Origin of the sequence: Amycolatopsis camponoti (genome assembly GCF_902497555.1) — a bacterium.
GTDB classification, from domain to species: domain Bacteria; phylum Actinomycetota; class Actinomycetes; order Mycobacteriales; family Pseudonocardiaceae; genus Amycolatopsis; species Amycolatopsis camponoti.
Genome location: NZ_CABVGP010000001.1, coordinates 824,648 through 845,409, shown reverse-complemented (window position 1 = coordinate 845,409; position 20,762 = coordinate 824,648). Strand labels below are relative to the sequence as shown.

Genomic DNA, 20,762 nt, shown 5'->3' with positions numbered 1-20,762 from the left:
TCGAAGCATTGGAATGCTCACCGATGAGCTGCAGAGTGGAGACATGCACATCGGTGACGTCGAAGTCGTGAAGGTCCTCGAGTGGCAGGGTGAGATCGCCCCCGCGCGGACCATCGTCCCCAGCCCGCCCGAGCTCTGGCAGGACAACGCCGACTGGCTCGCGCCCGACCACTGGAACCCGGAGACCGGGGGCTACCGCGGCACGGTCCAGACCTGGGTGCTGCGCAGCGAAGGACGCGTCGTCCTCGTCGACACCGGTGTCGGCAACGACCGGCACCGCCCGCAGATCCCGCTCTTCGACCACCTCGCGACGGACTTCCTCGACCGGCTCGCCGGCGCCGGCGTCCGGCCCGAAGACGTCGACGTCGTCGTCAACACCCACATCCACTACGACCACGTCGGCTGGAACACGGTGCGGCGCAACGGCGAATGGGTTCCGGCCTTCCCCAACGCCACCTACCTGATCCCCCGGGCCGACCAGACGTACTTCGACCCGCGCAACGCCCACCGGCGCCCTGCCCCGCGCACCGAGCACGACCGGCTGCGCCGCGAAGGCAGCCTGCTCGTCTACGCCGACAGCGTCGCGCCGGTGCTCGGCAAAGCCGTGTTGTGGGAGGGAAACCACCGCATCGACCGCAACCTGACGCTCGAACCCGCGCCCGGGCACACGCCCGGCTCGTCCGTCGTCCGCCTGGCCTCGGGTGGGGACCGCGCCGTGTTCGTCGGCGACCTGCTGCACAGCCCCGTCCAGATCCTCGAACCCCGGCACAGCAGCTGTTTCTGCGAAGACGAACAGCAGGCGGCCGTCACCCGGCGCCGCGTCCTCGAGCGCGCCGCGGACGAGCACGAGCTCGTCGTCCCGGCCCACTTCGCCGGTCCCGGCGCCGCCGAGGTGCGGCGCGACGGCAGCCGGTTCGCCATCAGCCGCTGGGCGGGCGATCCTGTCGAAAACCTGTGAACCGGACGGATCCGGCACCGCGGGGCACCTCCGGACGTTGTCAGGGGGACAAGGAGGAACCATGGGTGCACTAGGGACGCTGCTCGGCTTCGCGCTGAGCCTGTACCTGCTCGTGCTGATCGCGCGGATGGTGCTGGACTGGGTGGGGATGCTGGCCGACAGCCCGCCGTGGACGCGGCGGGCGCGGAGTCTCGCCTACTCGGCCACCGAGCCGGTCATCGGGCCGGTGCGGCGGGTCGTACGGCCGGTGCGGATCGGCGGGATCTCGCTCGACCTCGCCTTCACGCTGGTCTTCATCGGGGTGATCGTGCTGCGCGGGATCGTGTTCGCGCTCTAAAGGCTGCCGCGGAAGCCCGCCGCGAGCCGGTCGATGCCGCGCTCCAGCTCGGTGCGGACGCCGCGCAGGTCGATGCCGTCGGGGTCGATCAAGGCCTGCATCGAGATCCCGCGCAGCTGTGCCAGCATTGCCGACGCGTACGCGTCGGCGTCGCGGACGCCGGTGATGGACCCGTCCGCGACGCCGCTGGCCAGGGTCTGGGCGATGGCGAACCGGAACCGGCGGTCGGCCTCGGTCAGCGCGCCGCGCAGGGCCGAGTACTCGGCCGCCGCGTCGCCCCAGAGGGCCAGGAAGGCTTGGTTGAGCGTCGGCATCGTGCGGATCAGCTCGAAGATGATGTCGACCAGCGCGCGCAGCAGGTCCATCGGCGTCGCGGTGGCCGAGCCGGTCCGGGCCGCGACGGCCTCGCTGTAGGAGTTGGTGAACTCCTCGACGGCGTACTCGACCAGCCGCTTCCCGAGGCCGTCCTTGTCGCCGAAGTGCTGGAAGATGACTGACCGCGCGTAGCCGGAGCGGGCGCAGACGGCCCCGATCTTCAGCCGGCCGAACCCCTCGTCGGCGATGAGGTGCGCGGCGGCGCTGAGGATGCGCGCCTCGACGGCGGCTTCCTCGCCGTCCTGCGGGATCCGGTCTTCGGCGGAGCGGTCCACGCGCGTCATGCTAGCCACTCGAACCGGACACCACCGGCCGAACGGTCAGCGGATCGTGCGCGGACCGTCAGCGCGGCCGGGCAGCTTGGGGTCGTCAAGCAGCGACTCCGAGAGGAACCTCCGATGACCGCCAAGACCGTGCTCGTGTCCGGGGCCAGCATCGCCGGCCCGTCCGCGGCCTACTGGCTGCACCGCCAGGGCTACCGCGTGACCGTCGTCGAGACCGCGCCCGCCCTGCGGCCCGGCGGGCAGGCCGTCGACTTCCGGGGCGAGCAGGTGAAGCTCCTGAAGGCCATGGGCATCTTCGACGACGTCCGGCGGCTCGAGACCGCCATGGGCGACCAGACCGTGCTCGGCCTCGACGCGCGGCCCCGGCTCACCGTGGCCGGCGCCGCCTGGAGCGGGGAGGTCGAGATCCTCCGCGGCGACCTCGCGCGGATCCTCCACGACCACACCAAGGACTACACCGAGTACGTCTTCGGCGATCGCGTCACGAGCCTCACCGAAACCACCGACGGCGTCGACGTCACCTTCCGGCACGGTGCCCCGCGGCGGTTCGACCTCGTCGTCGGGGCCGACGGCGTGCACTCCGGGGTGCGGGCCGCCGCCTTCGGGCCCGAGCCGGACTTCCGGCGCGACCTCGGCTTCGGCATCGCCGGGTTCACCGCGCCGAACCACCTCGGCCTCGACCACACCAGCGTGATGTACAACGAACCCGGCCGCGGCCTGACCGTCGGCAGCCACCGGCTCCCGAACCGGCTGCACGTCAGCCTGGTCTTCGCCGCCGACGGCGTCGAGTTCCGCCGTCGTACCCCCGACGAACAGCGCGCCCTGGTCGCGCGGCTCTTCGCGGACACCGGCTGGGAGACGCCGAAGCTGCTCGAGGCGTTGCCGGCAGCGGACGACCTGTACGTCGACTCGATCAGCCAGATCCACCTCGACCGCTGGTCGAAGGGCCGGGTCGTGCTGCTCGGCGACGCCGCCTGGTGCGCCGGCCCCGGCGGGTCCGGCACGGGGCTCGCCATGATGGGCGCGCAGGTGCTGGCCGGCGAGCTCGCGGCGGCCGGCGGCGACCACCTTACGGCGTACGCCAAGTACGAGGAGCGCCTCCGCAAGCCGGCCACCGTCGGGCAGAAGAACGGCAAGGGCTCGGGCAACTTCCTCGCCCCGCGCACCGCCGCGAAGATCCGCAGCCGCAACCGCGCCTACCGGATGCTGAGCACCCGGGTGTTCGGAAAGGTGTTCACCTGGATGACCGATCGCGCGGCCAACGCACTGGAATATCGTGAGTACCCCGCGCTCACGTCCGCGTGAGGCGACGATCTTCGTCTCATCGGGGGACTCGGCTGGCGACCCGGCGTGGCGTACGTCACTCTTGACGCCATGTCAACACGTCGGGCCGCCGACGTCCCGGTCAGGACGGCGCTCATCGGCCTGACCGTGCTGGCCCTGGGCGTGCTCACGGCGCTCAACGCGCGCTCCCTGCCGGTCATCGGCGACGGCACCACCTACGCCGCCGAGTTCAGCGAGGCGGCCGGGCTGTTCGAGGGCAACGACGTCCGCATCGCCGGCGTCGAGGTCGGCCGCGTTTCGGACGTCCGGCTGCGCGGCGACCGCGTGCTGGTTTCCTTCCGGGTCAAGGGCGCGTGGCTCGGCGACGCGTCGGGCGCGGCGATCCGGCTCAAGACCGTGCTCGGCCAGAAGTACCTCGCGCTGGACCCGCAGGGCGAGGGGACGCTCGACCCCGGACAGCCGATCCCGCGGTCGCGCACGACCGTGCCTTACGACGTACTGACGGCCTTCGGCAAGCTTTCGTCCACTGTGGACAGTATCGACACCACCCGGCTGGCGAAGAGCTTCGACACGCTGTCGGCGACGCTCGCGAACACGCCGCAGAGCGTCCGGGCCGCGCTCACCGGACTGTCGCGGCTGTCGGACACACTCGCCTCGCGCGACCAGCAGCTCGCCACCCTGCTGGGCAACACGCGGGTCGTCTCGCAGACGCTCGTCGACCGCGACGCCGCCGTACAGCGGATCTTGGCCGACGGGAACCAGCTGCTCGCCGAGGTTAACGACCGTGAACAGGCGATCAGCTCCCTGCTCGACGGCTCGCGCCGGCTCGCCACCGAGCTGTCCGGGCTGATCGGCGACAACGACGCGCAGGTCGGCCCGCTGCTCACCCAGCTCGACCAGCTGACGTCGATGCTGCAGCGCAACCAGGACTCGCTCGCCGCCGGCATCCGGGGGTTCGCGCCGCTGGTCCGGCTGGGCACCAACCTCACCGGGAACGGCCGGTGGGTCGACGGCTACCTGTGCGGGCTGCTCCTGCCGTCGTTCGGCCCGCTGAACGAAGGTGGCTGCCACGGCTGAGCCCGCGTGGCATGCTGGCGCCGTGCGATACCTGCTCCTGCTGTGCGGTGACGAGTCCGCGGCCGCGGCGGCCGGCCCCGAGATGGCCCGGCGCTGCCACGCATGGGCCGCCGAGGCCGAACGGCGCGGCGTCCGGCAGGGCGGCACGGGCCTGCACCCGCCGGCCGAGGCGAAGACGATCCGGGTCCGCGACGGCGAAGTGCTGCTGACCGACGGCCCGTTCGCCGAGACCAAGGAGCAGGTCGGCGGCTACACCATCCTCGAGTGCGCGGACCGCTCGACGGCGCTCGAGGTCGCGTCCCGGCATCCGTGGGCCGAAGTCGGCACGCTGGAGCTGCGCGAGATTCCCGGCGGGCCGCCTACGGCTTCGTGATCTTCACCGTCACCTGGTTGTCGCTGTAGGTGTAGGCGACGTAGTCGAACTCGACGCCGGTGCGCTCGACGTACTCCGTCCAGGCGCGGTACTCGTGCCGCTTCCAGCCGGGGAAGTTGAAGAACTCGTCGAAGTGCACGATGCTGCCCGCGCGCAGCCGCGGCCCGCACAGGTCGAGCACGGTCTTCGCGGAGCTGTAGAGATCGCCGTCGACGTGCAGGAAGTCGACGTGCTTTTCGTGCGTCTCGAGGAAGCCCGGGAGGCTGTCGGAGAACAAGCCGACGACCAGTTCGGCGCCGGGGACGTCCGGCAGGTCGTCCCGGGCGAAGGCGCCGGCGGGCATGCCGTTGAGCCACGCCTCGGGGAGCCCGTCGAAGGAGTCGAAGCCGTAGACCTCCCGGCCGCCCCGGGCACGGGCGATCGTCCGCAGCGTGTTGCCGGACGCGACGCCGAACTCGAGCGCCATCCCGCCTTGCGGCGCCAGGGAAAGCGCGTACTCGAGTGTCTCCTTCGGACGGCCGAAGTGCCGGGCGCCGACCAGGTTCTCGCGGGCGAAGACGTTGCTCTCCAGCGCGGCGTCCTGGTCGCCGGCGTAGACGATGTCGCGCCGGCTGCGGATCTCGAATTCCACCACCCGATCGAGGACTCGGTCACCCTGACGGACGATCTCCTCGCGGAGCTCCGTGGCCATCCGGTTCAGCTGATCGGTGTACGGGTCGTGCACTTTCGCGGCAGCCTGGTGCAGCAGGTTACCCAGGGTGCGCCGCAGGATTTTCGTTACGGGTGAACGGTTTTTCGTGTCGTTCATCTCGGGACGGTACCTCGGCTCAGGTCAGGATGAGCCGGAACCCCGCGTCCCACTCCGCCCGGTCCAGCAGCTCCGCGTGCTCGGCGTGCCAGCGTCCCGATTCCAGGTCGGCCCGCAGCCGGGCGATCCCGCGCTCGACGGCCGCGGGCGACGTCTGCGCGAGCGCCGAGCACGACCGCCGCACCGCCGGGTCCAGGTACGCCTCCGGGCGGCGCCAGTGAGCCGGGAAGACGCCGTCGGTGAAGTCCCACGGCACCGGCAGCCCGATCACCGAGGACGCGCCGAGGAAGGCCGCGATCTCCGGCGCCGACGGCCGGGAAGACTCCAGCGAAGCGACCTCCGGCACGTACTCCCGCACGAGCCAGAAGTCGTTGTGCAGCGCGGTGTCGTAGGCGAGGACCACCTGACGGCGCGCGACCCGGCGAAGCTCGGCGAGACCCCGTCGCCAGTCCCGCCAGTGGTGCACGGTCAGCACCGCCAGCGCCGCGTCGAACGCGCCGTCGGCGAACGGCAGCGCCTCCGCGACCGCACGCACGACCGGCGCGGCCCCCGGAGCTCGCTGCCGGATCATCTCCGCCGACGGTTCCACCGCGACGACCTGGCGGCCGGGCGGCTCGTAGGACCCCGTGCCGGAGCCGACGTCGAGCACGGAAGCAGCGGGGCCGAGCGCGTCGAGCAGCGGCGTCAGCCAGCGCGGGTCGGTCCGTCTCCCCCGCGCGTAGCCGACGCCGATCTCGTCGTAGCGCGTCATCAGCGCTCGGGCCCGTCGCCGCCGTTCTGCTCGGCCAGGAACCGCTCGAACTGCGACCCCAGCTCCTCCGCGGTCGGCATGTGCTCGACCGACTCCGCGAGCAGCGACCCCCGCTCGGACGCCTCGATGAACGTGTCGTACTGCCGCTCGAGCGCGCGGACGACGTCGGCGACCTCGTCGGACTCGGCGACCTGGCGGTTGATCTCGGCGTCGGCCAGCTCCGCCGCCGCGCGCAGCTCGCCCTCGGCGAGGCTCAGCCCGGTCGAGCGGCCCAGCGCGTCGAGCACGACCAGCGACGAGGCCGGGTACGTCGACTGCGCCAGGTAGTGCGGCACGTGCGCGGCGAACCCGACGGCGTCGTGGCCCCACTCGCCGAGCCGGTACTCCAGCAGCGCGGCCAGGCTGCCCGGCACCTGCAGCCGGTTCGGCAGCGGCTGGTGCTCGCCGACCAGGTCCTTGCGGGTCGCGTGCGCGGTGACGCCCAGCGGGCGGGTGTGCGGCGCGCCCATCGGGATGCCGTGGAAGCCGGCCGTGAGCCGGACGCCCCAGCGCTCGACCAGGTTCCGGACGGCGCGGCAGAACCGCTCCCAGTCGTGGTCCGGCTCCGGGCCGGACAGCAGCAGGAACGGCGTGTCGTCGGCGTCGTGGAGCAGGTGGACGACCAGTTCCGGCGCGTCGTAGTCCTCCCAGTGGTCCACGGCGTAGGTCATCGTCGGCCGCCGCGAGCGGTAGTCGATGAGCCGGTCCACGTCGAAGCGCGCGATCACCCGGTGCTCGCCGCCGAGCAGGTGCTCGGCCAGCAGACGGCCCGCCGAGCCGGCGTCCATGAACCCTTCGAAGTGGTGCATCAGCACCGCCCCGGTCAGGTCGGGGACGTCCGAGTCCACCTCGTACAGGTCGTCGGGATCGAGTCCCACCGGATCCTCCTGGTCTCCTGCATGCCAATCCTTCAAGCACAACACACCCCGGCGGCGAATCCATTCCTCCGACGGTGTGGCCGATCGTAACGGCATGCGACCCGGGACCGGGCCGGATCGGCATCGTGACACTTGTCGTGGGCACGCAAGGCGCCGATCGGGCACGCTTGACCTGTGAGCGAACACAGCACGAACACAGTGGCGGCGAACACGGTGGCGCCGCGGCTGCGGCCGCCCGCGCACCAGGTCAGCCGCCGGGCCATCGGCTACTGGGCGGCAACCGCCGCGCTCCTCTGGATCGTGCTGATCGGGGTGCAGACCGTCATCGTCGTGACCAGCGACGATCCGCCGGCGTTCCTCGACGTCACGCTGGTGATCTCGTGCGTGCTCGCGCCGCTGCACCTGATCGTGATGCCGCAGTGGCGCTACCGCGTGCACCGCTGGGAGGTCACCGGCGAGGCCGTCTACACGCAGGCCGGCTGGCTGAAGCAGGAGTGGCGGATCGCCCCGGTGTCGCGGATCCAGACCGTCGACATCGAGCGCGACCCCTTCGAGCAGCTCTTCGGGCTGGCGAAGATCACCGTGACGACGGCGTCCGCGGCCGGCCCGCTGCGCATCGCGGGCCTGGCGCACGGCCGCGCGCTGGAGCTGGCCGACGAGCTCACGAAGACGACGCAGGCGGTCCGGGGAGACGCGACGTGAGCAGCCCCGAAGTCGTCGTGACCCCGCCCGCCGAGGGCACGCCGGAGGCGCCGTGGCACCGCCTCGACCGGCGCATGCTGCTCATCCGGCCGGTGCTGGACCTGGTGCGGTCGCTGCCGGTGCTGCTGGGCGCGCTGCTCGTCGGCCACGGCGAACCGTGGCAGTGGATCGGCCTGGTCTTCACCGCGATCGCCGTGTTCACCGGCGTCTCGCACGTGCTGACCTCGCGGTACCGGATCACCGAGACGCAGGTCGAGTGGCACACCGGGCTGCTGCTGCGCAAGCAGCGGGCCGTGCCCCGCGACCGGATCCGCACGGTCGACGTCACCTCCGAGCCGAAGCACCGGCTGTTCTCGCTGGCCGCGGCGCGGATCGGCACCGGGCGGCACTCCGGCGGCAAGGGGCCGGGCAAGGACGAGCTGGTCCTCGACGCCGTCACGATCGCGGAAGCCCAGCGCCTGCGGACACTGCTCTTACACCGTAAGGCGGCGGCCCCCTCCGAAGAAGCCTCTCCGCCGCCGGAGCAGCTGGTGGCCGCGGTCGACAAGAAGTGGCTGCGGTACGCGCCGTTCACGCTCTCGGGCATCGCGGTGGTCGGCGCCGCCGTCGGCACCGTCTACCACTTCGCGCACGAACTGCACTTCGACCCGATCCAGTTCTCGCTGGTCCAGACGGTCGTCGGGCACTTCGCCGACACTCCGACGTGGGTGAGCCTGGTGCTGGCCGCCGCGGGGCTGCTGGTGCTCGTCTCGCTGCTGTCGATCGGCGGGTACGTGCTGTCGTTCTGGAACTTCCGGCTCACCCGCGAACCGGCGGGCACGCTGCACATCCGGCGCGGCCTGATCACGACGCGCTCGGTGTCGATCGAGGAGGACCGCCTGCGGGGCGTGGAGATCCGCGAGCCGCTGCCGCTGCGGCTGGCCGGCGGCGCCCGCTGCGTCGCCATCGCCGGCGGCCTGCGCGAGGGCAAGGGCGCGGACAAGAGCGGCGGGCTGCTGCTCCCGCCCGCGCCGCTCGCGAAAGCGCACGAGGTCGTCGCGGAGGTGCTCGGCGAGGACCCGGTCGCGACGCCGCTGACGCCTCACCCGCGCCGGGCGCTGTACCGGCGGCTCTCCCGGGCCGTCGTCAGCGTGCTGCTGCTCGCTGCCGCGTTGTACGGCCTGGCGTGGCTCGGCGCGCTGCCGGACTGGCCGTGGCAGGTCGCGCTCGTGCTCGTGCCGGTCGCCGCGCTGGTCGGCTGGGACCGCTACCGCGGCCTCGGGCACGCCTTCACCGGCCGCTACCTGGTGACGCGATCGGGTTCGCTGGACCGCGGCACCGCGGCGGTCCGCTGCGACGGCATGACGGGGATCGTCGTCGAACGCTCGTACTTCCAGCGCCGCGCCGGGCTGGTCACGATCATCGCGCCGGTCGCCGCGGGCAAGGGCCACTACCGCGTGCTCGACGTCGGCGAGGCCGACGGGCTCGCGCTCGCCGACCAGGCCGTTCCCGGTCTGTTGACCCCGTTCTTGACCGATCAGCGGGATCGAGGTTGACGCTCCACCCGTCCGGTTCGTAGCGTGAAACCCGCCGTCCGACACCTCGACCGCAGTTCGCGTTCACGAGAGGACGGCAGGATGTTCCGCAAACTCCTTGGTGTGCTGGCCGCGGGGATCGTCGTGGGTTCGGCGCTGGCGCCGGCCGCGGCGGCCACCGAAAACCCCTACGGCGACCCGAACCTGGTGCCGATGTTCGACGGGACCGATCTGAGCGCCTGGACATCGTCGAAACCCGGCTTGTGGTCGGCGAAGAACGGCGTCATCCACGGTAATGGCACCGCGCGCGGCTGGTTGTACTACAACAAATCTCAGGTCGGCACGTTTCGGTGGATATTCAATGTCCGCCAGGTCAAGGGCAACCACAAACCGACCGTGCTGATCTGGGGCACCACCGACCCGATCCGCGACGCGCTGAGCGCCATCCAGTTCCAGCCGCCGAACGGCGGCCACTGGGACTACCGGCCCGGCCACAACGACGGTGGCGGCAAACTGTTCAAGCAGTTGTCGCACACCACGATCGACATCAAGAAGTGGGCCCAGTGCGAGCTGATCGGGGACATGACCACCGGCATCGCCCGGATGGCCTGCTGTCCGCTCACCGGGACGGCCGTGACCTGCAAGGGCGTCGAAGTGCTGCGGTTCACCGACAAGACCGCCGGGCGCGTCGGGCCGCTCGCGCTGCAGGTGCACAACTCCGGGATCCAGGACGAGTACCGCGGCCTCTACGTCGAGTCACCCGTGGTGACGAAACCGGGAGAATTCCTCACGCTCTGATCCGCGGGTTTTCCGTGGGGCGGGCCGTCGGCGGAATACTGGCCTTCGTTTAACACTACGTGCTAATTTATTCACCCCGTGTGATAGCGAAGGTCGTTTTTGTCTCACCGAGAGGTCATGATGACGCCTGCCGTCAGTGCCGCCAGTGCCGTTGACGGTTCCGCCACCACCGCACCGCGCCGTACCCCCGGCGCCAGCAGTTCCCGCAAGGTCCTGCAGCTGCTCCTCGCCTTTTCCGAAAGACGCTGGGAGGCCAGCGTCGCCGAGCTCGCCGCGACGATCGGCACCCCGGTCGCGACGACCTACCGCTACGTCGCGCTGCTCAAGGAGCTGCAGCTGCTCGAAGAGGGCCGCGCCGGGCACTACCACCTCACCAGCCAGGTGATGCCGCTCGCGCGCGCCGCGCAGCTGGCGAACGACCTCGTGCGGCTGGCGAAACCGTCGATGGAGGAAGCCGCGCGCGAGCTCGGCGAGACGGTGATGCTCTTCCAGCAGTTCGGCGACGCCGCCGTGTGCGCGGACCGCGTCGAGTGCGACCGCGCCATGCGGTTCACGTTCGAGCCGGGGCATTCGCTGCCGCTCGGCCTCGGCGCTTCGGGCAAGATGCTGCTCGCGCTCCTGCCTGAGATCGAGCGCGACCGGCGGCTGGCGCCGATCGTCGAGCAGCGCGGCACGATCGTGCGCGACGAGCTCAAGCACGCGCTGGAGAACCGGTTTTCGGTCAGCTCCGGGGAAATCGACGAAGGCGTCTGGGCGTGCTCGGTGCCGGTGCAGGCCTACGGGCGGCGGCCGACCGTGCTGACCCTGGCCGGCCCGGCGGCGCGGATCACCGACGAGGCCCGGCACACCGCGATCACCGCCCTGCAGGGGTACGCGACCCGCATCCAGCGCACGATCTCGTCTTATTCGCTGTGAAAATCCCGGCCGGGCGCGTACGAATGCGTTCGTGATCCGGCTCGCACGCCCCGACGACCTGCCCGCGTTGATCGACGTCGAACGCGAAGCGGGCAGCCTGTTCCGCGCCCTCGACATGGCCGCGATCGCCGACGACGACCCGGGTTCGGCGGCCGAGCTGGCGGTGTACCAGTCCGACGGCCGGGCCTGGGTGAGCGTGGACGAGGCCGACCGTCCGGTGGCCTACCTCGTCGCCGAGGTCGTCGACGGGGACGCGCACGTCGAGCAGGTCTCGGTGCGGCCCTCGCACGCGCGACGCGGGATCGGCGGCGCGTTGATCGAGACGCTCGCCGAATGGGCGGTCGCGCGCGGGTTGCCGGCGCTGACGCTCACCACGTTCACGGACGTGCCGTGGAACGCGCCCTACTACGAGCGGCTGGGATTCCGGGTCATGGCGGACGCGGAGATCGGCGACGGACTGCGCGCGATCCGCCGCGCGGAGGCGGAACGCGGCCTGGACACCTGGCCGCGCGTGGCGCTGATCCGACCACTCTGACCTGGGGTTCTCACCTGCGCGGGGGATCCACTGGCGCACCCGGTCGAACATGTGTTCTACTGTGCTCGCCGGCCTCGGAGGGGGAAGCTCCTGGGCCGGCCCACAGACTTCGGAGGTTGTCATGGCGGTCAAGATCACCCACCTGACGAACGGCCAGCAGGTGCGCTTCGCCAACGCCGACGGCGCCCGCCGCTACGCCGAGATCATGGGCGGCGGCGTCGACAAGTGGCGCTTCACGGTCGTGCCCGAGGAGTCGATGCTCCGGAAAATGTCGGACTCCGTCGTTAACGTGCCCGTATGGCGCATGACTTCCAGGTAGTGGTGGATACGGCCGACCCGCACGTGCTGGCCGACTGGTGGGCCGAGACGCTCGGCTGGCCCGTGGAACCGACCGACGCGGACTTCATCCGCGAGATGATCGCGAAGGGGTACGCGAAGGAAGAGGAAACCCGGACGTACAACGGATCACTGGTGTGGCGCACCGGGGCGGCGATCCGCCACCCGGACTCGCCACCCGACGGTCCACCCCGGCGGATCCTGTTCCAGGAGGTCCCGGAGCCCAAGACGGTGAAGAACCGGCTCCACATCGACGTGTGGGTGGGCGCGGACAACGTCGAGGCGACGCTGGAGAAGCTTACGGCGCGCGGGGCGAAGTTCCTGCACCGCGGGCGGCAGGGGCCGCACAGCTGGGTCACGATGGCGGACCCGGAGGGCAACGAGTTCTGCATCTCCTGAGCGGCGCGTGAACGGCTCTTTCCTGCTGTCGGAGGACAGGAAAGAGCCGTTCACCGCGGGTCAAGCCTGGGCAGCCAAGCGGTCCAGGGCCTTCGGCAGCGCGGAGGCCAGCAGGTCCAGCTCCGGCTCGCCCGCGATCAGCGGCGGCGACACCGCGACACCGCGTCCGAGGTTCCGCACGATCACGCCCTCGTCCCGGCACGCGCGTTGCAGCTTCACCGGGGCTCCCGGGTCCGCGTCCATGACCTCCGCCGTCAGCTCGACCGCCGCGACGAAGCCCAGACCCGCCCGGACCTCCGCGACCAGCTCGTGGCCGGCGGCCGCCGACACCGCGTCGGCCAGGGGCTTCTCCAGCTCGCGGCCGCGGGGGATCAGGCCGTCGCGCTCGTAGATGTCCAGCGTCGCCAAGCCTGCCGCGCACGCCACCGGGTGGCCCGCGTACGTCGCGCCGTGACGGAAGATCGGGGCGCCCGGCGCGCCCGTGAAGAACGGCTCCGCCACCCGCGGGGCCACCACCAGCGCGCCCAGCGGGATCGTTCCGCCGGTGATGCCCTTCGCCGTCGTGATCATGTCCGGCTCCACCGCCCAGCGGTCGATCCCGAACCACGTCCCGAGCCGTCCCCACGCCGCGATCACGCAGTCCGCGACGAACAGCACGTCGTGACGGCGGCAGATCGCGGCCACCTCCTCGAGGTAACCGTCCGGCGGGAGCAGCACGCCGCCCGCGCCGATCACCGGCTCGCAGAAGAACGCCGCCACCCGGGACGCGCCGACGCGGGCGATCTCGGCCTCCAACGCCGGCGCGCTGTCGAACGGCACGTGCGAGAACTCCGGCGGCTGCGGCCCGACGCCGGCCGCGTTGGCCGGGATCCCGCCGACGGCCGTGCCGAAGCCGTGCGTGCCGTGGTAGCCCTGCGTCCGGCCGATGACGTGCGTCTTCTCCGGCCGTCCGGTCTGCGCGAAGTACGCCCGCGCGAGCTTGACGGCGGTGTCGATGACGTCCCCGCCCCCCGAGCCGAAGAAGACCTTCGACCCCGGCGTCGGCGCCAGCGCGGCGACGCGGTCGGCCAGCTCGATCGCCGGCTCGTTCGCGTTGTAGCCGAACAGGTTGTACGAGTCGAGCTTCTGCAGCTGCTTGGTGACGGCCTCGGTGATCTCGGGGCGCCCGTGGCCGAAGTTCGCGTACCAGAGCGACGCGGTGGCGTCGAAGTACCGGCGGCCGGCGTCGTCCCAGACGTAGGAGCCCTCACCGCGGGTGATGACCATCCGGTCGCCGTCCACCGCGCCCATGTCGGCGAACGGGTGCCAAAGGGCGTGCTGTGCTGACATCGGTCCTCCTCAATCCTCCCCCATCCCTACCAGGGCGAAGCCGGGAGCGCGAACACTCCATCGTGCACACTTCGCGCCACCGGACTGGACCGGATGGCAGCGCAACCTGTAACGGCCGCGCCGCCCGGCCGACCTCGTGGACGTGCGTATCCCACTCCGGCGACGAACCGAGGACCTGCACCTCGGACCGCTGGCCGAGTATTCGGCCCTGCGCGCCGAGATCATCCACCTGATGGATCAGCAGTGGAAGGTGACCGCCTTCCTCATCACGACGAGCGGCGCCGTGTTCGGGTTCGCGTTCACCTCGGCCGGGCGGATGCCGTTGCTGCTGATCATCCCGTTCAGCAGCAACATCCTCGCCGCTCGCTGGGTGCTGTGCCAGCGGCTGGTCGAGCGGGTTTCGCTGTACATCCGGACCGAGCTGGACCCGCACGTGCCCGGCGGGATCGGGTACGAGAAGTGGCTCCGCAAGTCGACCGCCGAGCCGCCGGGCCTGCGTCGCGTCCTCCGCCAGGCGCAGACCAGCCCGACGGTCCTCGCCTTCCCGGCGCTCGCACTGCTGGCACTCGGCGCCGTCGCGTGGTGGTACCCGCTCTCCGGGCATGCGTGGTCGGACCCGGCGCTGGTACCGGGCCTCGCCGCCTGGGCGATCGGCGTCGGGCTGACGCTGCTCAGCCTGCGGCTGATCTGGCTCGCCGCGAAACGGCGGACGGTCGCCGACTACCTCCACTGGCGACCGCCGGGAAGCTGAGCCTCACCCGAACTCCGCGATCTCCTCCGCCGAGTACCCCAGCTCCGCCAGCACCTCCGCGGTGTGCTGCCCCAAGGTCGGCGGTGCCGATGTGGGACGCGCCGGGGTCTCCGACGCCTTCACCGGAAACCCCGTCCCCACGTACGTTCCCACCGTCGGGTGCGGCAACCGCACGACCTGGTCGCGCGCGGTGGTCCACGGGTCCGCGTACACGTCGTCGATCTCGTTGATCGGGGCCGCCGGGATGCCCGCCGCGTCGAAGGACTTCATCCAGTCCGCCGCCGTGCGGGTCAGCAACGCCGGTTCCAAGAGCGCGTTCAGCTCGTCACGGTGAGCGGCCCGGAGAGCGTTCGACGAAAACCTCGAGTCCGAAGCGACGTCCAGGTCGAGTACTCCGCAGAACGCGTGCCACAGCTTTTCGCTGCCCACCGCGATGATCAGCCAGCCGTCCGAGACGTGGTACGCCTGGTACGGGACGATGCTCGGGTGCGCCGAGCCCATCCGGCGCGGGCGTGGCGCGTCGTAGAAGTGCGCACCCGCGGCGTACACGTGCCAGGCCAGCTGACTGTCCAAAAGGGACACGTCGAGGTACTGCCCGCGGCCGGTCGTGTGCCGGGCCTGCAACGCCATCAGCACCGCGATGATCGCCCAGGTCCCCGCGTTCAGGTCCGCCACCGGCAGCCCGACCTTCGCCGGTGCGCCGTCGGGCTCGCCGGTCAGCGACATCACGCCGCCGAGCGCCTGCGCCACCAGGTCGTAGCCCGCGCGGTCGCGGTACGGGCCCGTCTGCCCGAACCCGGTGATCGACACGTGGATCAGCCGCGGGTTCAGCTCCGACAAAGCCGCGTACCCCAGCCCCCACTTCTCCAGCGTCCCCGGCCGGAAGTTCTCGACGAGCACGTCGGCGTCGGCCACCAGACGTCGGAGGGCTTCGCGGCCGCGTTCGCTCTTGAGGTCGAGCACGATCCCGCGCTTGTTCCGGTTCGCCGCGAGGTAGTACACGGCTTCGTCGCTCTCGCCGACGAACGGCGGCCCCCAGCCGCGGGTGTCGTCGCCGTGGCCGGGCGGCTCGACCTTCACCACGTCCGCGCCCATCTCCCCGAGGTACTGCGTGCAGTACGGCCCGGCGAGGATGCGGGACAGGTCGACGACCTTGATCCCGTCCAGGGGGCGGAATCCGTCGTGGTCAGCAGGCAGCGAAGTCACGGCCCTTTGTCTCCCACCGAGCCGGAAACCGCAAGGTGTTCCTCCTAACGGCCGTAGACATCCTACCTCTTCATGGTGTTTGTTGTTGAGTGAGTTTGTGCAGAGTTGCGCACTCCTGGAGGGAACATGCGTCTTCTTGTCGGGCTCGCGGCCGCCGTCGTGGCCGCCGCGATCGCTTCTCCCCCACCCGCCCGAGCTGCCGAGCCGGCCGACGCCCAGCAGCTCGGCCAGCTCCCGCCGATGGGCTGGAACAGCTGGAACAAGTTCCACTGCGACATCAACGAAGAGCTCATCCGCGAGACGGCCGACGCCATGGTGAGCTCCGGCCTGAAAGCCGCCGGCTACCAGTACGTCAACATCGACGACTGCTGGGCCGAACAGAACCGGACCGCCGACGGCAAGCTCGAGGCCAACCACACCCGCTTCCCCAGCGGCATCAAGGCGCTGGCCGACTACGTCCACGAGCGCGGCCTCAAGCTCGGCATCTACACCAGCGCCGGCACGCTGACCTGCCAGAAGACCATGCCCGGGGGCCTCGACCACGAGGACGTCGACGCGCAGACGTTCGCCGACTGGGGCGTCGACTACCTCAAGTACGACAACTGCAACAACCAGAGCCGCCCGGCGATCGAGCGCTACACGAAGATGGGTGAGGCGATCAAGAAGACCGGCCGCCCGATCCTCTACGCGCTCTGCGAATGGGGCCAGAACCAGCCGTGGCTCTGGGGCAAGGACGCCGGCGCGCAACTGTGGCGCACCACCAGCGACATCAGCGACAGCTGGAGCAGCATGACCGGGATCCTCGACAAGCAGGTCCCGCTGGCCGGGTACTCGGGTCCGGGCGGCTGGAACGACCCGGACATGCTGGAGGTCGGCAACGGCAAGATGACGACCACCGAGTACCAGGCGCACTTCGCGTTGTGGGCCTTGATGAACGCGCCGCTGCTCGCGGGCAACGACCTGCGCTCGATGTCCGACACCACGAAGAAGATCCTGGAGAACAAGGACATCGTCGCGCTCGACCAGGACTGGGCGGGCAAGCAGGGGTACAAGCTCCGCGACGACGGCGACACCGAGGTCTGGACCAAGCCGATGTCGGACGGCTCGGCGGCGGTCGTGCTCTTCAACCGCGGCCTGACCGCGGCGCCGATGTCGGCCACCACGACCGAGCTCGGTCTCGGCAAGGCCCGCGACTACCGCGTCCGCGATCTGTGGACCGGCACCGAAACCGAGACGACGGGCACGCTCCGGGCGTCGGTGCCGAGCCACGGCGCCGCCGTCTTCCGCGTCTGGCCCGCGAAGTTCCCGAACGCGGCGCCGCTCTCGACGCTCACCGTGCAGGCACCCGACTTCGCCGACGCCGCGAAGCCGTTCACCGCGACGCTGAAGCTGACCAACGACGGCAGCACCCCGCTCGTCGCCGCGCAGGTGAAGCTGACCGCCCCGGCCGGCTGGAAGCTCGACGGCCGCGGCGACGCGCTCGTGCCGGCGGTGGCACCGGGTCGGTCCTGGCAGAAGTCCTGGACCGTGCGCCCCGACGCTCCCAGCGGCGACCGCGTCACCCTGACCGCGACGGCGAACTACTGGACGGCCTGGGGTAAACGCTCGTTAACCGCCGACGGCGGCGCGCCGATCGTGGTCCCGCCGGCGAAAGGCGTGACGCCGCTGTCGAAGGCCACCTGGCTCTCCGCGGAAAACGGCTACGGCCCGGTCGAACGCGGCACGAGCAACGGCGAGTCCAAAGCCGGTGACGGGCACCCGATCACCATCGGCGGCGTGACCTACGCCGACGGCCTCGGCGTGCACGCGCCGTCACGCGTCCGGTTCTACCTCGGCGGCGGCTGCACGACGTTCGGCGCGTCCGTCGGCCACGACGACGAAAAGGCCAAGGGCAGCGTCGCGTTCCAGGTCCTCGGCGACGGCAAGACGCTCGCCGAGACCGCCGTCATGACGGCGGGTCTGCCCGCGCAGCAGCTCGCGGTGAACCTCGCCGGCGTCCAGGTGCTCGACCTCGTCGTCACCGACGGCGGGGACACCAACGACTCCGACCACGCCGACTGGGCGGACGCCGCGATCACCTGCTGAGAGCGGGGAAGTCACGTACACCGCGCCGTCCCCCGGCCACTCGTCCGGGGGCGGCGTTTTCTCCCTTGTGCCGGTTACCCCGGTGATCTTTGTCCGCGGCCCCGCCGCGGGGATCTCGGGGTCGCGGATCGACGATGGGAAGGTCCGCGCCGCCGTCGACATGCTGCAATCGGACATCGCGAAGTACCCGGACCTGCCCAGCCTTACAGCGTACGTCCACGCCAGCGGGCTCCAGTTCGGCCTACACAGCGGGTGGATCGCGCCGAACCTCACCTGCTGGCTCAGGCCTCTTCCAGGAGGACCACGGCCTGGGCGGTCCGCTGGTACAGCACGAAGCGGCCGTCCCTGACCTTGCTCACGAGACCCGCGCGGTGCAGGGCGCCGAGGTGGTAGGAGACGGTGCCCGCCGTGTACCCGATCCGGGTGGCGAGCTCCGCGGTCGAGCGGGCGGTGGCGAGGTCCGCCAGCAGCGACGCCCGGGCGGCTCCGACGACCTGCGCGATCGTGCCGGGCCGGTGGCCGGAGCCGGTCCCGACCCGGTGCGCCGGGTAGTAGAGGACGAGCTGGTCGGGGACGTCGACCTGGACGGCGAAGCCGGGCCAGCTCAGCGCGCCGGGCGCGAGGACCAGGTCGCGGCCGGCGATGTCGATCTCGCCGTCCCAGGTCGCGTCGAAGGTGATCGCGTCGCCCGCCCAGGCGATGCCGGGGTGCAGCGACCCGAGCACTCCGCCGACACCGTGGCGGGCGATGGTCTTCGCGCGGTGGGTGATGTCCCGCTCGATGACCGAGTGCAGTCCGGCCCAGCCCTCGGCCAGCGCGTCCCGCCAGAACCGGGCGAGGCCGGCGGCCAGCCGCCGCGGCATCGTGCCCGAGTCCGCGGCCCGGCGGGTCGTGGCCGCCAATGGTCTGCTCCAGTGGGCCTGCGTGGCGGCGATGACCTGCGTCTCGACGTCGTCCTGGGTGGTCGCCTCGATCCGCGCGATCTGCTCGTCGAGCAGGTCGCGGGGCCGGGTGGCCGTGCCGGGCTGCGGCGTGAGCAGGTCGGGGGTGTAGACGTCGCCCGTGCGCGCCAGCAGGTCAACGACCAGGGCGACGTCCGGGTGGGCGAGGGACGCGCGGGCGAGCGGGCCGGGGTCCCCGAACACCGGGTGGCGCCCCGAAGCGGCGGTGAGTTTCAGCCACGCCAGCGACTCCGACGCCGGGGACGGCGAAAAGCGGGTCCTGGCCACCGTCTCGGCGTCGACCCGCAGCGTGAACACCCGATCGACGCTAGCAGCCGGTGCGGCGGATTTGAACCGGCTCGAATCCTTTCCGCTCGCGTGCTCCCGGACGGTTCAGTGGACCCATGGTGCCCCGAGCGAGAACCGCCGCTGCCGTGGCCGCGCTGCTCATCGCCGGGGCGCCGGCCGCTGAGGCCGAACCCCCGGCCACCGGTTACGCCGTGACCCGGGTCGTCACCACGGTGGTCCGGCAGCACTGGTCGGCCGCCGCGGACGGGACGTACCGGGTCACCACCTACCGCGTGCCGCGCTCGTTCACCGTGGTGTTCGCGACGGCGCCGGGCTCGCTGAGCGCCAGCAGCAGGGCTTCGGCGTCGCGGAGGTAGCGGTCCAGCGCGGCTTCCGCGACCTCGAAGCGGCCGCGCCGCAGGTCGCGCAGGATCTGCTCGTGGCAGTCGAGGAACGGCTCGTAGAACTCGCGTGTGTTGTCGTTGAGGACGAAGAACAACCGCGTCTCGGCGAGGACCTGGCGCATCGTCGCGGAGATGCGCTCGCTGCCGGCCAGGTCGGCCAGCGCCTGGTGGAAGTGGATGCTGGCGGTGCCGACCGCGGACCAGTCCTCGGCCACCGCCGCCGAGCGGCCGTCTCGCAGCGCCTGCTCGACCGGCAGCAGGTCCACAGTGGACAGCTCGGCCGCCCGGCGCAGGGCCCCGCATTCGGTGGCGCGGCGGACGACGTAGAGATCTTCGATGTCCTCTGTGGTCAGTTCGCGCACGAACACGCCGCGGTTCAGCTCGTGCACCGCCAGCCGCTCGTGGGCCAGCAGCTGGAACGATTCGCGCAGCGTGTTGCGCGAGACGCCGAGCGCCGAGCTGATCACCGGCTCGGACAGCCGTTCGCCGGGGGCGAAGACGCCGTCGGTGATGTACTGCCGCAGGATCGCGGCGACCCGTTCGGCCGTGCCGCTGCGCTCGAGCAGGTGCCGCTCGCTCTCCAGCCCCGAGGGATCGACGGACACGGCGCTACCTGACGCCGAGTTCGAAGTCGAGGCTGTAGCGGTTGCCCGGCATCGCGCCCGCGGCCTTCGCGCCGTCGATCGGCAGCACGACGCCGTTGATGAACCGGGACTCGTCGCTCGCCAGGAACACGATGGCCTTCGCGACTTCCCACGCCTCGCCGACGCGCGCCGCGGGCGTGCTCGCGACCAGCTGGTGCTGCTTGGTCTCGAACTCTTCGGGTGAGTTCAGCGTGCTGCGCAGCATGTCGGTGTCGATCGCGCCGGGGTTCACCGTGTTGGCGCGGATGCCCTGGTGGGCGTGAGCGACGGCGATCGACTTCGTCAGGCCGACCAGCGCGTGCTTGGTGGCGTTGTACACCGGGTCGCCCGGGCGGCCCATCACGCCGCCGTTCGACGACGTCGTGATGATGCTGCCCGCCTTCTGTTCGATCATGTGCGGCAGCACGGCGCGGATGCCGAGGAAGGCGGCGCGCACGTTGAGCGCGAAGATGTTGTCGAACTCGGCCAGCGTGGTGTCGGCGAGCGGCTTGCCGAGGTGGATACCGACGTTGTTGACCAGCACGTCGACGCGGCCGGCTTCGGCGAGCACGCCGTCGACGAACGCCGCCACGGCGTCCTCGTCCGTCGCGTCCACAATGGAGTGCCGGTAGCCGTCGACGTCTTCCGCGGGCTCGCGGATGTCGGAAGCGAACACCGTCGCGCCCTCGGCGAGGAACTCCTTGACCGTGGCGAGGCCGATGCCCCGCGCGCCGCCGAAGACGACCGCCACCTTGCCGGCCAACCGACCCAT

The 20,762-nt window shown here is 71.2% G+C and carries 23 protein-coding genes; 14 read left to right on the top strand and 9 right to left on the bottom strand.

The genetic code is table 11. The features are described from left to right. Positions 1 to 43: 43 nt before the first annotated feature. Positions 44 to 958 (top strand): MBL fold metallo-hydrolase, encoded by a 915-nt coding sequence (locus AA23TX_RS04060; protein ID WP_155541240.1) that lies wholly within the window; start codon positions 44 to 46, stop codon positions 956 to 958. Positions 959 to 1,019: 61 nt separating this feature from the next. Continuing rightward, the gene (locus tag AA23TX_RS04055) at positions 1,020 to 1,295 is read left to right on the top strand and encodes a YggT family protein (RefSeq protein WP_155541239.1); all 276 of its coding nucleotides are present in this window, start codon (positions 1,020 to 1,022) and stop codon (positions 1,293 to 1,295) included. Here AA23TX_RS04055 and AA23TX_RS04050 read toward each other — a convergent pair. Then, positions 1,292 to 1,954 carry a TetR/AcrR family transcriptional regulator gene (locus AA23TX_RS04050; protein WP_155541238.1) on the bottom strand — a complete coding sequence of 221 codons (663 nt, stop codon included), beginning with the start codon at positions 1,952 to 1,954 and terminating at the stop codon, positions 1,292 to 1,294. The genes AA23TX_RS04055 and AA23TX_RS04050 overlap by 4 nt on opposite strands. A gap of 114 nt (positions 1,955 to 2,068) precedes the next feature. On the opposite strand from AA23TX_RS04050, the gene AA23TX_RS04045 reads away from it, so the two are divergent. The 3 genes from AA23TX_RS04045 to AA23TX_RS04035 all read left to right on the top strand — a co-directional run bounded on the left by AA23TX_RS04045 (position 2,069) and on the right by AA23TX_RS04035 (position 4,688). Next, a complete protein-coding gene (locus AA23TX_RS04045) occupies positions 2,069 to 3,259 on the top strand; it encodes an FAD-dependent monooxygenase (RefSeq protein WP_155541237.1) in 1,191 nt (396 codons plus the stop codon). A 69-nt stretch (positions 3,260 to 3,328) separates the two neighbouring features. Then, the gene (locus tag AA23TX_RS04040; protein WP_196425174.1) at positions 3,329 to 4,315 is read left to right on the top strand and encodes an MCE family protein; all 987 of its coding nucleotides are present in this window, start codon (positions 3,329 to 3,331) and stop codon (positions 4,313 to 4,315) included. Positions 4,316 to 4,337: 22 nt separating this feature from the next. After that, positions 4,338 to 4,688: a YciI family protein gene (locus AA23TX_RS04035; protein ID WP_155541236.1), complete on the top strand. Its 351-nt coding sequence runs from the start codon at positions 4,338 to 4,340 to the stop codon at positions 4,686 to 4,688. Here AA23TX_RS04035 and AA23TX_RS04030 read toward each other — a convergent pair. The 3 genes from AA23TX_RS04030 to AA23TX_RS04020 are packed head-to-tail and all read right to left on the bottom strand — an operon-like array spanning position 4,675 to position 7,164. Next, entirely contained in the window at positions 4,675 to 5,496 is an 822-nt protein-coding gene (locus AA23TX_RS04030) for a class I SAM-dependent methyltransferase (protein WP_155541235.1), read from the bottom strand. The genes AA23TX_RS04035 and AA23TX_RS04030 overlap by 14 nt on opposite strands. A 19-nt stretch (positions 5,497 to 5,515) precedes the next feature. Then, the gene (locus AA23TX_RS04025) at positions 5,516 to 6,247 is read right to left on the bottom strand and encodes a class I SAM-dependent methyltransferase (protein ID WP_155541234.1); all 732 of its coding nucleotides are present in this window, start codon (positions 6,245 to 6,247) and stop codon (positions 5,516 to 5,518) included. Beyond that, complete coding sequence (locus tag AA23TX_RS04020; protein WP_155541233.1) at positions 6,247 to 7,164, bottom strand: proteasome assembly chaperone family protein; 918 nt, start codon at positions 7,162 to 7,164, stop codon at positions 6,247 to 6,249. Before AA23TX_RS04020 ends, AA23TX_RS04025 begins: the two co-directional genes overlap by 1 nt. Positions 7,165 to 7,338: 174 nt before the next feature. On the opposite strand from AA23TX_RS04020, the gene AA23TX_RS04015 reads away from it, so the two are divergent. The 7 genes from AA23TX_RS04015 (at position 7,339) to AA23TX_RS03985 (ending at position 12,363) form a co-directional block, all read left to right on the top strand. Further along, a complete protein-coding gene (locus AA23TX_RS04015) occupies positions 7,339 to 7,866 on the top strand; it encodes a PH domain-containing protein (protein ID WP_155541232.1) in 528 nt (175 codons plus the stop codon). 74 nt (positions 7,867 to 7,940) lie between these two features. Further along, positions 7,941 to 9,401, top strand: coding sequence for a PH domain-containing protein (locus AA23TX_RS04010; RefSeq protein WP_230862599.1), 1,461 nt, complete (start codon positions 7,941 to 7,943; stop codon positions 9,399 to 9,401). Between the two features lie 81 nt (positions 9,402 to 9,482). Continuing rightward, positions 9,483 to 10,178 (top strand): 3-keto-alpha-glucoside-1,2-lyase-like domain-containing protein, encoded by a 696-nt coding sequence (locus AA23TX_RS04005; protein WP_155541230.1) that lies wholly within the window; start codon positions 9,483 to 9,485, stop codon positions 10,176 to 10,178. A gap of 120 nt (positions 10,179 to 10,298) precedes the next feature. Continuing rightward, positions 10,299 to 11,093 (top strand): IclR family transcriptional regulator, encoded by a 795-nt coding sequence (locus AA23TX_RS04000; RefSeq protein ID WP_155544240.1) that lies wholly within the window; start codon positions 10,299 to 10,301, stop codon positions 11,091 to 11,093. A gap of 31 nt (positions 11,094 to 11,124) precedes the next feature. Beyond that, positions 11,125 to 11,628 carry a GNAT family N-acetyltransferase gene (locus tag AA23TX_RS03995; protein WP_338422486.1) on the top strand — a complete coding sequence of 168 codons (504 nt, stop codon included), beginning with the start codon at positions 11,125 to 11,127 and terminating at the stop codon, positions 11,626 to 11,628. A 121-nt stretch (positions 11,629 to 11,749) separates the two neighbouring features. Beyond that, positions 11,750 to 11,947: a hypothetical protein gene (locus AA23TX_RS03990; protein WP_155541228.1), complete on the top strand. Its 198-nt coding sequence runs from the start codon at positions 11,750 to 11,752 to the stop codon at positions 11,945 to 11,947. Beyond that, positions 11,926 to 12,363 carry a VOC family protein gene (locus AA23TX_RS03985; protein ID WP_196425173.1) on the top strand — a complete coding sequence of 146 codons (438 nt, stop codon included), beginning with the start codon at positions 11,926 to 11,928 and terminating at the stop codon, positions 12,361 to 12,363. The genes AA23TX_RS03990 and AA23TX_RS03985 overlap by 22 nt, the downstream gene beginning before the upstream one ends. A gap of 60 nt (positions 12,364 to 12,423) precedes the next feature. Here AA23TX_RS03985 and AA23TX_RS03980 read toward each other — a convergent pair whose 3' ends face one another. Further along, positions 12,424 to 13,692 (bottom strand): aminotransferase family protein, encoded by a 1,269-nt coding sequence (locus AA23TX_RS03980; RefSeq protein WP_155541227.1) that lies wholly within the window; start codon positions 13,690 to 13,692, stop codon positions 12,424 to 12,426. A 142-nt stretch (positions 13,693 to 13,834) separates the two neighbouring features. On the opposite strand from AA23TX_RS03980, the gene AA23TX_RS03975 reads away from it, so the two are divergent. Then, positions 13,835 to 14,443, top strand: a complete 609-nt coding sequence (locus AA23TX_RS03975; protein ID WP_155541226.1) for a hypothetical protein — start codon at positions 13,835 to 13,837, stop codon at positions 14,441 to 14,443. A 3-nt stretch (positions 14,444 to 14,446) separates the two neighbouring features. On the opposite strand, the gene AA23TX_RS03970 is transcribed toward AA23TX_RS03975, so the two are convergent. Further along, a complete protein-coding gene (locus AA23TX_RS03970; protein ID WP_196425172.1) occupies positions 14,447 to 15,649 on the bottom strand; it encodes a CaiB/BaiF CoA transferase family protein in 1,203 nt (400 codons plus the stop codon). A gap of 126 nt (positions 15,650 to 15,775) precedes the next feature. Here AA23TX_RS03970 and AA23TX_RS03965 point away from each other — a divergent pair, with 126 nt between their 5' ends. Then, the gene (locus AA23TX_RS03965) at positions 15,776 to 17,734 is read left to right on the top strand and encodes an NPCBM/NEW2 domain-containing protein (RefSeq protein ID WP_155541225.1); all 1,959 of its coding nucleotides are present in this window, start codon (positions 15,776 to 15,778) and stop codon (positions 17,732 to 17,734) included. A gap of 281 nt (positions 17,735 to 18,015) precedes the next feature. On the opposite strand, the gene AA23TX_RS03960 is transcribed toward AA23TX_RS03965, so the two are convergent. The 3 genes from AA23TX_RS03960 to AA23TX_RS03950 form a co-directional block, all read right to left on the bottom strand. After that, positions 18,016 to 18,993, bottom strand: coding sequence for an ArsR/SmtB family transcription factor (locus tag AA23TX_RS03960; RefSeq protein WP_155541224.1), 978 nt, complete (start codon positions 18,991 to 18,993; stop codon positions 18,016 to 18,018). Between the two features lie 256 nt (positions 18,994 to 19,249). Then, entirely contained in the window at positions 19,250 to 19,972 is a 723-nt protein-coding gene (locus AA23TX_RS03955; protein WP_155541223.1) for a GntR family transcriptional regulator, read from the bottom strand. Between the two features lie 4 nt (positions 19,973 to 19,976). Continuing rightward, a complete protein-coding gene (locus AA23TX_RS03950) occupies positions 19,977 to 20,762 on the bottom strand; it encodes an SDR family NAD(P)-dependent oxidoreductase (protein WP_155541222.1) in 786 nt (261 codons plus the stop codon).

Excerpts from the sequence above, each read along its gene's own strand:
- AA23TX_RS04060 (WP_155541240.1), top strand. The coding sequence starts at position 44 with ATGCACATCGGTGACGTCGAAGTCGTGAAGGTCCTCGAGTGGCAGGGT.
- AA23TX_RS04055 (WP_155541239.1), top strand. The coding sequence starts at position 1,020 with ATGGGTGCACTAGGGACGCTGCTCGGCTTCGCGCTGAGCCTGTACCTG.
- AA23TX_RS04050 (WP_155541238.1), bottom strand. The coding sequence starts at position 1,954 with ATGACGCGCGTGGACCGCTCCGCCGAAGACCGGATCCCGCAGGACGGC.
- AA23TX_RS04045 (WP_155541237.1), top strand. The coding sequence starts at position 2,069 with ATGACCGCCAAGACCGTGCTCGTGTCCGGGGCCAGCATCGCCGGCCCG.
- AA23TX_RS04040 (WP_196425174.1), top strand. The coding sequence starts at position 3,329 with ATGTCAACACGTCGGGCCGCCGACGTCCCGGTCAGGACGGCGCTCATC.
- AA23TX_RS04030 (WP_155541235.1), bottom strand. The coding sequence starts at position 5,496 with ATGAACGACACGAAAAACCGTTCACCCGTAACGAAAATCCTGCGGCGC.
- AA23TX_RS04025 (WP_155541234.1), bottom strand. The coding sequence starts at position 6,247 with ATGACGCGCTACGACGAGATCGGCGTCGGCTACGCGCGGGGGAGACGG.
- AA23TX_RS04010 (WP_230862599.1), top strand. The coding sequence starts at position 7,941 with ATGCTGCTCATCCGGCCGGTGCTGGACCTGGTGCGGTCGCTGCCGGTG.
- AA23TX_RS04005 (WP_155541230.1), top strand. The coding sequence starts at position 9,483 with ATGTTCCGCAAACTCCTTGGTGTGCTGGCCGCGGGGATCGTCGTGGGT.
- AA23TX_RS04000 (WP_155544240.1), top strand. The coding sequence starts at position 10,299 with ATGACGCCTGCCGTCAGTGCCGCCAGTGCCGTTGACGGTTCCGCCACC.
- AA23TX_RS03990 (WP_155541228.1), top strand. The coding sequence starts at position 11,750 with ATGGCGGTCAAGATCACCCACCTGACGAACGGCCAGCAGGTGCGCTTC.
- AA23TX_RS03985 (WP_196425173.1), top strand. The coding sequence starts at position 11,926 with ATGGCGCATGACTTCCAGGTAGTGGTGGATACGGCCGACCCGCACGTG.
- AA23TX_RS03980 (WP_155541227.1), bottom strand. The coding sequence starts at position 13,692 with ATGTCAGCACAGCACGCCCTTTGGCACCCGTTCGCCGACATGGGCGCG.
- AA23TX_RS03965 (WP_155541225.1), top strand. The coding sequence starts at position 15,776 with ATGCGTCTTCTTGTCGGGCTCGCGGCCGCCGTCGTGGCCGCCGCGATC.
- AA23TX_RS03950 (WP_155541222.1), bottom strand. The coding sequence starts at position 20,762 with ATGGGTCGGTTGGCCGGCAAGGTGGCGGTCGTCTTCGGCGGCGCGCGG.